The following is a 10899-nucleotide window of genomic DNA, read 5'->3' as shown; positions in this document are numbered from 1 at the left end:
GCGGGAGCGGCATCGTCCGTTGGTACAGTGGGCCGCGCCCGGGCCGCTGCGGATACTGCCCCGCATCCGCCATGGGAGGCGGGCGGGGTGGGCGATGTCGTTGTTGATCGTGCTGGCGGCGCTGGCGTTCCTGATGGTGGTCGCCTACCGCGGCTACAGCGTGATCCTGTTCGCCCCCATCGCGGCGATGGGCGCGGTGCTGTTCACCGATCCGTCGCTGGTCGCGCCGATGTTCACCGGCCTGTTCATGGAGAAGATGGTCGGCTTCCTGAAGCTGTACTTCCCCGTGTTCCTGCTGGGCGCGGTGTTCGGCAAGCTGATCGAGATGTCGGGCTTCTCCAAGTCGATCGTGGCCGCGACGATCAAGCTGGTCGGCGCGCAGCGGGCGATGCTGTCGATCGTCCTGGTCTGTGCGCTGCTCACCTACGGCGGCGTGTCGCTGTTCGTGGTGGTGTTCGCGGTGTACCCGTTCGCGGCCGAACTGTTCCGCCAGAACGACATCCCCAAGCGCCTCATCCCGGGCACGATCGCGCTGGGTGCGTTCACCTTCACCATGGACGCGCTGCCGGGCACGCCGCAGATCCAGAACATCATCCCGACCGCGTTCTTCGGCACCACCGCCTGGGCGGCGCCGGTGCTGGGCACGCTCGGCGGCGTGTTCATCCTGGTCCTGGGCATGGTCTACCTGGAATGGCGCCGGCGCGTGGCCGTGCGCAACGGCGATGGCTATGCCAGCGGCGTGGAGCTGCGCAACGAACCGGAGCCGTTCCGCGGCGACCGCCTCGCCCATCCCTTCATCGCCGTGCTGCCACTGCTGCTGGTCGGCGTGGCCAATTTCCTGCTCACCCGCTGGATCCCGCAGTGGTACGGCACCTCGCACGAATTCGTGCCCTCGGTGATCGGCACCCCGGCGCCGGTCGTGCAGGAAGTGGCCAAGATCGCGGCGATCTGGGCGGTCCAGGGCGCGCTGCTGGTCGGCATCCTCACGGTGCTGGCCTTTGCCTGGAAGCCGATCGCGGCCAGCTTCGCCGAGGGCACCAAGACAGCGGTCAACGGCGCGATGCTGGCCTCGATGAACACCGCCTCCGAGTACGGCTTCGGCGCGGTCATCGCCGCCCTGCCCGGCTTCCTGGTGGTGGCCGACGCGCTCGGCGCGATCCCCAACCCGCTGGTCAACCAGGCCGTGTCGATCACCGTGCTGGCCGGCATCACCGGTTCGGCCTCGGGCGGCCTGAGCATCGCGCTGGCGGCGATGGGCGACACCTTCATCGCCAACGCGCAGGCCTACGGCATCCCGATGGACGTGCTGCACCGCGTGGCGTCGATGGCTTCCGGCGGCATGGACACCCTGCCGCACAACGGCGCGGTAATCACCCTGCTCGCGGTGACCGGCCTGACCCACCGCCAGTCCTACAAGGACATCTTCGCCATCACCATCATCAAGACGCTGGCGGTGTTCTTCATCATCGCGGTGTTCTACGCGACCGGCTGGGTGTAAGCGCAAGCGCACCGTCGACGCCTTCACGGCACCCGCCACCGGCGGGTGTACGGTCTGCGCACCGACGACAGGGCACCATCGCAATCCATGCCTGTGCGGCATCGTCCAGGCAGTCGTCCCCGGCGACGCGAGGACCCACCGATGCGGACCTTCACACTCCAACTGGCCGGCCTTGCCGCCGGCATGGCCATTGCCGTTCCTGCGTCCCCGGCCGACCACGCCACGCTTTCCGCGCGCGAGTCCGATCCCAGGGTGATGGGCTGGATGGAGGGCTTTCCGCCACCTGCCGACCGGATCATCACCCAGCCCGATTCGAACTATTTCAGTTTTCCCAAGCTGCGCTGGTCGGTCTGCCACATGCGCGAACTGCTGCCCACCGAAGAGGTCAGCCGCGGCCTTGGTGCGCCGGCTCCCCTGCGCTACCTGCCTGATCCCGAACGCGAGCGCGCCAGCATCGACGCCCTGCGTTTCACCCCGCTCGGTGGCGGCGCACCCATGACCTGGGCCGAATCGCTCGAAGCCAACTACACCGACGGCATCTTGATCCTGCACGACGGCCAGGTCGTCTACGAACGCTACTTCGGTTGCCTGGCCGAGGACGGGAAACACGCCGCGATGTCGATGACCAAGTCCCTCACCGGGCTGCTGGCGGAGATCCTCGTCGCGGAAGGCAGCCTCGACGACACCGCGCTGGTCTCCAGCATCGTTCCCGAGATCCGGGGCAGCGCCTTCGCCGACGCCACCGTCCGCCAGGTCATGGACATGACCACCGGCCTCCACTACTCGGAGGACTATGCCGACCCGAACGCCGACATCTGGGTCTATTCGGCCGCCGCCAGCCCGCTGCCCAAGCCGGAAAACTACACCGGGCCGGTCGGCTACTTCGAATACCTGCAGCAGGTGAGGCCGGAGGGCCGCCATGGCGAGGCATTCCATTACAAGACGGTCAACGCCGACATGCTCGGCTGGATCGTCTCGCGCGTAACCGGCAAGGCGGTCACCGAGCTGGCGTCCGAGCGCCTGTGGCGGCCGATGGGTGCCGAGCAGGACGCATACATCCAGGTCGACGGCAAGGGCGTGCCGTTTGCCGGCGGCGGCCTCAGCGCTGGCTTGCGCGACCTGGGAAGGCTGGGGCAACTGCTGCTCGACGAAGGCGTCATCGATGGCCGGCGGCTGTTCCCGGCCGAGGTCACGCGCAGCATCCGTCGCGGCGGCGACCCGGCCAAGTTCGGCGATGCCTACCCTGCGCTACGCGGCGGCAGCTACACCAGCATGTGGTGGGTGTACCCGGGTGACCACGGAGTGTTCGCCGCCCGCGGCGTGCATGGCCAGACCATCTACGTCGATCCGGCCGCACGCATGGTCATCGTGCGCTTCGCCTCGTTCCCGAAACCGCAGAATCCGTTGATCGATCCGACCACCCTGCCGGCATTCGAAGCGGTAGCGAACCATCTGATGGCGAAGTGATCGCGGAAGCCGCGCTCAATGCGCGCCGCGCGCCGATATCGCAGCCGGCATCGGAGCCTTGGCCAGCGCCGGTGAGGTCGTGCTGCCGCAATCGCCGCTGAGCAGCCGCGAACGCTGCAGCCAGTCCTGGTCGGGATAGTAGGCGAAGACGAAGGTGCCATCGCGGATCGAGTCGATCAGCTGTCGCGCCACCGCCGGACGCACCGCCGGGCAACCCAGGCTGCGGCCGAGGCGGCCCTGCAACCTGGCCGCGGCCGGATTCACGTAGGGCGCCCCGTGGATGACGATGGCGCGGTCGCGCGCGCGGTCGTTGAAGCCCGGCTCCAGGCCGCGCAGCCGCAGCGAGTAGCCATTGCCGCCCACGTAGGTTTCCTGGGCGGTGAACCCGCCCAGGCTGGTCATGAAGCTGCCGTCCCGGTTGGAGAAGCGCGCGGTCAGGTTCTCGCCGCTGTTGCGGCCGTGAGCGACCCACTCCTCGAACAGCAGCTTCTGCCTGGCCAGGTCGAATACCCAGAGCCGCGGTTCGGTGGACGGGCGCGAATAGTCGATCACCCCCAGCCTCTGCGGATCGACGCCGAATTCGGGATGGCGCAGCGCGCAGGACATCGCGCGTGCCGCCAGCTGCAGGACCTCGCGGCTCGCCGCCGGCGCGGCGTGGGCCAGTTGCACGGCAAGCTCGCCCCCGGGCAGCGCGTCGATCGACGGCACCGCCACCGGCATGGCCGGCGGCGGCAACAGCGAGCGGTTGCTCGAGGGATTGCCGGCGATGGGCACCAGCAGCGGCGCCAAGGCCAGCCAGCGGGCGGCTGAAAACAGGGGTGACTTCATTCGACGCCCTTCGAAAGGGACAGGCAGCGGCCCGGCATCTGCCCGACCATACTCAGGAGTCTGGGCCCTCGGCGTCCGATTCCAAGACCGGCTGGGATTGCTGTTCAGCATCCAGCGGGCGCATCGCCGGCAGGTCGGTGATCAGCAAGGTCGTGCCCGGGACCAGCACATCGTACAGGCGGCGGCCGAAATCCGGCGGCAGGCGGACCGGCAGGCTCGGGCGCGCAAGCAGATCCAGGGGCAGCGCGCCTGCCGGCACGTCCGCCCCGGGCGCGCCCGGGCGTGTGTCCTGCAGGATCGGATAGGCCGTCCAGCGATGACCGGGCCGGCTCGGGTCGAGCACGCTGGCATCGGCGCCAGCCCCCTCGCCCATCACGAACAGCGTCGTGCCGTGGAAGGCCAGCTCCGGCGAGAGCAGTTCCAGCGGCGCCTCGCCGATCGGCACGCCACTGCGCAGCACGTAGATCCGCTTGTCGGCCAGGCTGACCACGATGCCCACCTGCCCGGCCGGGGCCACCGTGTCGTCCCAGCGGTAGCCCTCGCCCCCGGCCTCCGGCGCCGACAGCGGCAATCCCGTGGCCGATACCGGCGCCAGCACCGCCGGATAGACCAGCGTGGTCGGCGCGGCGCGCGCGTCCGACACCACCACCGTGTCGCCGTTGCGGGTGATGCCGAACAGCTTCTGCGCGAACGGATGCGGCAGGCGCACGCACCCGTGCGAGGCCGGATAGCCCGGCAAAGCACCGCCGTGCAAGGCGATCCCGTCCCAGGTCAGCCGCTGCATGTAGGGCATCGGCGCGTTGTTGTAGAGGTTGGACTTGTGGTCCTTGTTCTTCTGCAGGATCGTGAACACGCCGGTCGGCGTGTCCTTGCCCGGTTTGCCCGAACTGATCGTGGACACGCCGATGGCGATGCCGTTGCGGTAGACGTAGGCGCGCTGCTCGTCGAGGCTGACCACCAGCACCACCGGACCGGACGGCGCGATCTCCGGATGCCAGAGGAATTCGCCCGGCTTGAGCTCGAGCGGCCCGCGCGGCGTGTCCTGGGCGAGGGCGCCGGCCGCGGCGAGCGTCACCAGCAGTGCGAGCACACGCAGCGGACCACCCGTGCGGAAGAATTCGAACCTGCCTGCCGCCATGCGCACGCTCCCGGTACTGGCCGCCCCGCGAACGGCACGATGCTCGTGCGCGGGCGGCGTCGCTGGGGCGATCCTAGTGCAGGCGCCTGCACGGCGGCCATGGGACCATGGACTGTCGCCGGTGTCCTGGCCGGCGGCACGTCGCCTGGAGGGCCGGACTCACCCTCCTGCCCGGCCTCGGCGGCTCAAGCCAGCAGCCGAGCCTGCAACGCGGCGTAGTCCGGCGGCAACGGCTCGGCGTGGGCCGGCCGGGCCAGCAGGTCGGCCAGCGCCGGAGGTACCGCGACCGCATGGCCGACCAGCGGCTCGACCACCGACTCGAACTTGGCCGGATGCGCGGTCGCCGCCACCGCCCAGTCGCCATCGACGCCCTCCGCCCGCAGCGACTCCAACACGTGCACCGCGGTGGCGGTATGCGGGCAGAACACTTCGCCATGCCGCTCCCAGCGCGCCTTGATCGTGGCGCGGATGGTGGCGTCGTCGACCGCGATGGCGGTGAACGCCGCACGCAATGCGGCATCGTCGCCGGCATAAAGCCAGCGCAGGCGCTCGAAATTGCTCGGCGCGCCCACGTCCATCGCGTTGGCCAGCGTGGCCACGCTGGCGCGCGGTGCATAGTCGGCGCCGGCGAAGTACTCCGGCAGGACCGCGTTCGCATTGGTCGCCAGCACGATCCGGCCGACCGGCACGCCCTGCGCGCGGGCCAGGATCGCGGCCATCGCATTGCCGAGGTTTCCGGTCGGAATCACGAAGTTCAGCTCGCGCCCCGTCGCCCCACGATGGGCCAATGCGGCGTGCGCGTAATAACTCATCTGCGGCAGCAGCCGGCCCAGGCTGATGCTGTTGGCCGAGCTGAGCGGCACCTGCGCCTGCAACTGCGCGTCGTTGAGCGCACGCTTGACCAGCGCCTGGCAGTCGTCGAACGAGCCTGCCACCCGCAATGCGATGACATTGCCGCCGAAGCAGCCCAGCTGGTGCGCCTGCCGCGGCGACACGCGCCCGTCCGGGTACAGCACCACCACGCGCAGGCCGGGCTGTCCGTGGAAGGCCGCGGCCACTGCGGCACCGGTGTCGCCCGAGGTCGCCACCAGGATGGTCAGCGGCTGCGCGGCACCGCGGCGGATGCGTGCCAGGCAGGCAGCGAGGAAGCGCGCGCCGATGTCCTTGAACGCCGCGGTCGGCCCATGGAACAGCTCGAGCACGTGGTCGCCCGGCGTGGCCAGCGGCTTGAGTGGTACCGGGAAATCGAACGCCTCGCGACAGATCGCGGCCAGGTCCGGCGCCAGCGCATCGCTTTCGAAGAACGGCGCCAGCAGCGCGGTCGTCGTCGCGGCCAGGTCTTCGCCGGCTTCGAGGTTGCGTCCGACCGGCAGCTTCTCGGGCACGTAAAGCCCGCCGTCGGGCGCAAGCCCGGCAGCGATGGCATCGCTGAGGTTGCTGGCGGGGGCGGTGTTGCGGGTGGAGATGAAGTTCATGGGATTCCGGTTCTGATCAGGTCTCTTACCGCAACACTGCGCCCGGACTGTCGATCGCCGACACCCAGGACTGGCTCTCCAGTCCCGCCGCGGCGAACGCTGCCTGCACCGCCGGCGCGGCGGCCTCGGCACGCTCGCGCGACTCGAACCATGCGAACACGCTCGGCCCCGCGCCGGAAATGCTCGCGCCCATCGCCCCGGCATCAAGCGCTGCCGCCTTGGCCGCATCGAATCCGGCGATCAATGGCGCGCGCCGCGGTTCGACCAGTACATCGCGCAGGCCGGCGCGCACCAGCGTGGCATCGCCGGCATGGCACCCCGCCAGGACCAGCGCCAGGTTCGCACTCTGCTCGACGAAGTCCTTCAGTTCGTAGCTGCCCGCCAGGGCCTCGCGCGCGCGGCGCGTTTCCAGTACCGCCTCCGGGTGCACCAGCAGGCTGTGCCAGTGCTCCGGTACCGGGATCCGCACCAGCCGGTCGGCCGTGGCCAGTACCAGTCCGCCCAGCAGCATCGGCCCCAGGTTGTCGCCATGGCGGCCGCCGCTGGCCACCGCCTCGCCGGCCAGCGCGAACGGATACAGCGCCTGCCGCGGCAAGGGCGTGTCGAGCAGCGCATTGGCCGCCACCAGCGCGGCGACGCAGGACGCAGCCGAGCCGCCCATGCCCGAGCCCAACGCGATGCCCTTGTCGATCTCGATCTCGAAGCCGAACGGCAACGCCAGCGCTTCGCGCATCGCCAGCAGCGCCGCGCCGGCGGTATTGCGCGCGGCTTCCAGCGGCAGCGGGAATGGTGCGCCGCGGATCGCGGCGATGCGGATCTCCCCGCCATCGATGCGACGCGCGGTGACCGTGTCGCCCACACCGGCGAGCGGATGGCCGAGGATGTCGAAACCGACCGCGACATTGCCGACCGACGCCGGCGAGAACGCGGTCGCCTGTCGCTGTGGCGCGCCGTGGCTCACAGGCGCGCCCCACGACCGGCCGCCACCCGCAGCAGGTCGGCGAACACGCCGGCCGCGGTGACTTCAGGACCTGCGCCCGGACCCTGCACGATCAACGGGTTCTCGCAGTAACGACGCGTGGTGAACTGGACGATGTTGTCGGTCAGGCGCAGGTTGGCGAAGGCATGGGTGCGCGGAAGTTCGACCAGGCCGACGCTCGCGCGACCCTCCGCGTCCAGCCTGGCCACATAGCGCAGTACCTTGCCGCCCGCCTGCGCCGCCGCCAGCCGCGCTGCGAACGCCGCGTCCACCTCCGGCAGCCGCACCATGAAATCCTCCACGCTGGCCTGGCGCAGTGACTCGGGCACCAGGCTCTCGACCTGTACGTCTTCCAGGCTCAGGCCACGCCCGGCCTCGCGTGCCAGGATCACCAGCTTTCGCGCCACGTCGGTACCGGACAGGTCGTCGCGCGGGTCGGGCTCGGTGTAGCCCAGCGCGCGCGCCTGCGCGACCAGCTCCGAGAACGGGACGCTGCCGTCGTACTTGTTGAACAGCCAGGCCAGCGTGCCGGAGAAGATGCCTTCGATCGAAGTCACCGCGTCACCGGTGTCGAGCAGGTCGCGCAGGGTGGAGATCACCGGCAGGCCGGCGCCGACCGTGGCCTCGTAGCGGAAGCGCGCGCCGCTGGCGGCACTGGCTTCGCGGATCGCGGCATAGCGCTGCAGCGGGCCCGCGCCGGCCTGCTTGTTCGGCGTGACCACGTGGATGCCGGCCGCGAGCCATTGCGGATAGCGGTCGGCGACCTCGGGGCTGGCGCTGCAGTCGACGATCACCACGTGCGGCAGGTGCGAATCGAGCAGGTGGGCCGTGAAACGGTCCAGGTCGGCCGGTTCCGCGGCGGCCTTGAAGCGGCTGCGCCAGTCGCCCTCGATCCCGCGCGGGTCGAGCAGCTGGCGCCCGCGCGAGGCGATCGCGCGCAGGCGCAGGTCCAGGTGGGTCCTTTCCAGCAGGCCGCCACGCGCGGCCAGCAGCTGGTCGAGCAGGGTCGCGCCCACGTTGCCAGGACCGATCACGCCCACGGCGAAGGTCTGCGGCGACAGGTAGAAGCCTGCGTGCGCGGCCCTCAAGGCACGCGTGGCGTGGTCGGTATCGATCGCCACGGAAATGTTGCGCTCCGAAGAGCCCTGGGCGATGGCGCGGATGTTCACCTGCGCGCGACCCAGCGATTCGAACAGCCGCGCCGCCACGCCCGGCTGCCCGGCCATGCCATCGCCGACCGCGGCCAGCACGCTGATGCCCGGGACCTGCTGCACGCGCTGCACCTGGCCGACGGTCAGCTCGTGGGCGAAAGCATTCACCAGCGAGGCCTGCGCGCGGTCGGCATCCTCCTGCTTGACCACGCAGCAGATCGAGTGCTCGGAGGATCCCTGCGAGATCATCACCACCGAGACCTTCGCATTGCGCAGTGAAGCGAACACGCGCTCGGCGGTGCCCGGGACGCCGATCAGCCCCGTGCCCTCCAGGTTCACCAGCGCCAGGTTCGGACTCAAGGTAAGGCCTTTCACCGGGCCGCTGAAATCGCGCTCGGCGGTGATCCGGGTACCCGGGTGGTCGGGCTGGAAGGTGTTGCGGATGATGATCGGCAGGCCGCGCTCGATCGCCGGCGACATGGTCTGCGGATGCACGACCTTGGCACCGAAATAGGCGAGCTCGCAGGCCTCGTCGTAACTGAGCGACTCCAGTTGCACGGCTTCGGGCACCACCCGCGGATCGGCCGACAGCACGCCGTCCACGTCGGTCCAGATGTGCAGTTCGTGGGCATCGAACAGCGCGGCGAAGATCGCCCCGGAATAGTCGCTGCCGTTGCGGCCAAGCGTGGTGATCCGGTCCTGCGCGTCGCGGGCGACGAAGCCGGTCACCACCACCCGCGCCTGCGGATTGAGCTGGCGCCAGCGCGCCAGCCGCTGCGCGCTGAGGTCCCAGTCCACGTCCACGCCCAGTTCGCCGTGGCTGACCACCAGCACGTCGCGGGCATCCAGCACCGCGCAGTCCTCGCCCAGCGCGCGCATGTGCTCGCCGAGCAGCTTGGCCGAGTACACCTCGCCTTGCCCCTGCACCCTTTGCAGCACCTCGTCCGGCAGGCCGCCGATCACGCTCAGCGCCTCGAGTATCTGCGCCAGCTCGTCGAAACGCTGGTCCAGCCACTCGACCGCGGTGCCGGCATGTTCGCCCAGCAGCGCCACGGCCGCGCCGCGATGGCGCGCACGCAACTCGTGCCAGCGCTCGCGCCACTCGGGCGTGGCCTGGCCCACCGGCGAGGCCGCGGCCTGCCTGGCCAGATCGATCAGCGCGTCGGTCACGCCCTTCATCGCCGAGACCACGGTGACCTGCACGTCCTCCTCGCGGGCCAGCAGCAACCTGGCGACATGGCGGTAGCGGTCGGCGTCGGCGACGGACGTGCCGCCGAACTTGTGCACGACGGTACGCGCCGATGCGGCGGCGTTGGGAAGGACGTGTGCTTCTGCGGCGTGCGACGACATGAAGGACCTCTGGAATGGGAGGCCCCGCGCGCATCCGGTAGCGGGTCGCCCCGCTACCTGATCCAGGTGCGGGGCCGTGGTTTCGCGGGTTACACGAAGACGACGGACCGCACCGGGCGGGTAATGCCGGTGGCGGTAATGGTGGTAATGCCGAGGGAGGCCGCGCAAGCCTGCGTCCGCCCGGTGGGCAGAAGGCGGCTGGCGCTGGCATTCATCTTCGACATGGCCCCAAGAGACACGACCGCACGGGGGGCTGTCAAGTGTTGCAATGCCACATCCGCGGCTTTTTTTACGTTGCGAAAGAAACAGTTAGCGACGCAGGCGAGATACCGGGCGCGACCGCGCGGCAGGGGTGATGCAGCCCGGACGAACTGTCAGGGCGCCACCCGGTCCGCCGGATGATTGACCCCGTCATTCACCGGAACCTCCGGGATGGCGAACGGATCGATGCCCTCCAGGCAGCCCACGTTGAACCCGTACTGTTCCGGGTTGGAGCGCCGCTGGTGATGGGTGTAGATCCCGCAGTTGCCGCAGAAGTAGTGCCTGGCCGTGTGGGTGTTGAACTGGTAGAGCCTCAGCTGCTCCGCGCCCTTGACCACGCGGATGCCCGACAGGGGCACCGAGGCGACCACCGCGCCCTTGCGGCGACAGAGGGAGCAGTCGCAGCGGCGCGGGTCCTCGATGCCGTTGGGCAACGCCAGCTCAAGCTCCACCGCGCCGCAGTGACACGTAGCGCGGTGCCTGGGCTGGATGGCAACGCCGCCGACATTCTTGATCATCTCAACCACCTTATGGCTTGGTTTTCCTGACAGCGAACTGTCCGCTCCATACGAAGCTCCCCAACCTCGCGCATTTCCACTGCCCAACGCCGGAGGTAAGCCGACCGGCGAAGCGGGTGGCAGTTCCTACGAAAAAGTGGACACCGGCTCTCTAGCAGCACTGCTCGAACTCCACCGGTGAGCGGTACCCCAGCGCCGAATGCAGCCGCTGGTGGTTGTAGAACCTGACGTAGT

At 69.7% G+C, this 10899-nt stretch carries 9 protein-coding genes; 2 read left to right on the top strand and 7 right to left on the bottom strand.

What is annotated here, in order from left to right; all coding sequences use genetic code 11:
* Nucleotides 1-94 precede the first annotated feature (94 nt).
* Both CSC65_RS12335 and CSC65_RS12330 read left to right on the top strand, forming a co-directional pair.
* Nucleotides 95-1498: a GntP family permease gene (locus tag CSC65_RS12335; protein WP_162410878.1), complete on the top strand. Its 1404-nt coding sequence runs from the start codon at nucleotides 95-97 to the stop codon at nucleotides 1496-1498.
* 141 nt (nucleotides 1499-1639) lie between these two features.
* Entirely contained in the window at nucleotides 1640-2965 is a 1326-nt protein-coding gene (locus CSC65_RS12330; RefSeq protein ID WP_238390380.1) for a serine hydrolase domain-containing protein, read from the top strand.
* A gap of 15 nt (nucleotides 2966-2980) precedes the next feature.
* Here the strand turns inward: CSC65_RS12330 and CSC65_RS12325 are convergent, their stop codons facing one another.
* The 7 genes from CSC65_RS12325 to CSC65_RS16375 form a co-directional block, all read right to left on the bottom strand.
* Nucleotides 2981-3685: a murein L,D-transpeptidase catalytic domain family protein gene (locus CSC65_RS12325; RefSeq protein WP_162410969.1), complete on the bottom strand. Its 705-nt coding sequence runs from the start codon at nucleotides 3683-3685 to the stop codon at nucleotides 2981-2983.
* A gap of 160 nt (nucleotides 3686-3845) precedes the next feature.
* Nucleotides 3846-4931: a L,D-transpeptidase gene (locus CSC65_RS12320; RefSeq protein WP_162410877.1), complete on the bottom strand. Its 1086-nt coding sequence runs from the start codon at nucleotides 4929-4931 to the stop codon at nucleotides 3846-3848.
* 185 nt (nucleotides 4932-5116) lie between these two features.
* On the bottom strand, nucleotides 5117-6406 hold the full coding sequence (gene thrC / locus CSC65_RS12315) for a threonine synthase (RefSeq protein WP_162410876.1): 1290 nt from the start codon (nucleotides 6404-6406) through the stop codon (nucleotides 5117-5119).
* Between the two features lie 25 nt (nucleotides 6407-6431).
* Nucleotides 6432-7367, bottom strand: a complete 936-nt coding sequence (locus tag CSC65_RS12310; protein ID WP_162410875.1) for a homoserine kinase — start codon at nucleotides 7365-7367, stop codon at nucleotides 6432-6434.
* Nucleotides 7364-9886 carry a bifunctional aspartate kinase/homoserine dehydrogenase I gene (thrA, locus tag CSC65_RS12305; RefSeq protein ID WP_162410874.1) on the bottom strand — a complete coding sequence of 841 codons (2523 nt, stop codon included), beginning with the start codon at nucleotides 9884-9886 and terminating at the stop codon, nucleotides 7364-7366. Before thrA ends, CSC65_RS12310 begins: the two co-directional genes overlap by 4 nt.
* Nucleotides 9887-10260: 374 nt before the next feature.
* Nucleotides 10261-10665 carry a GFA family protein gene (locus tag CSC65_RS12300; RefSeq protein WP_162410873.1) on the bottom strand — a complete coding sequence of 135 codons (405 nt, stop codon included), beginning with the start codon at nucleotides 10663-10665 and terminating at the stop codon, nucleotides 10261-10263.
* Nucleotides 10666-10816: 151 nt separating this feature from the next.
* Nucleotides 10817-10899, bottom strand: an 83-nt coding sequence (locus tag CSC65_RS16375; RefSeq protein WP_162410968.1) for an IS3 family transposase, incomplete at its 5' end; no start/stop codon positions are given.

The organism is Pseudoxanthomonas daejeonensis (genome assembly GCF_010093205.1).
In the GTDB taxonomy this organism is placed as follows: domain Bacteria; phylum Pseudomonadota; class Gammaproteobacteria; order Xanthomonadales; family Xanthomonadaceae; genus Pseudoxanthomonas; species Pseudoxanthomonas daejeonensis.
This window is presented reverse-complemented; position numbering and strand designations above follow the sequence as displayed.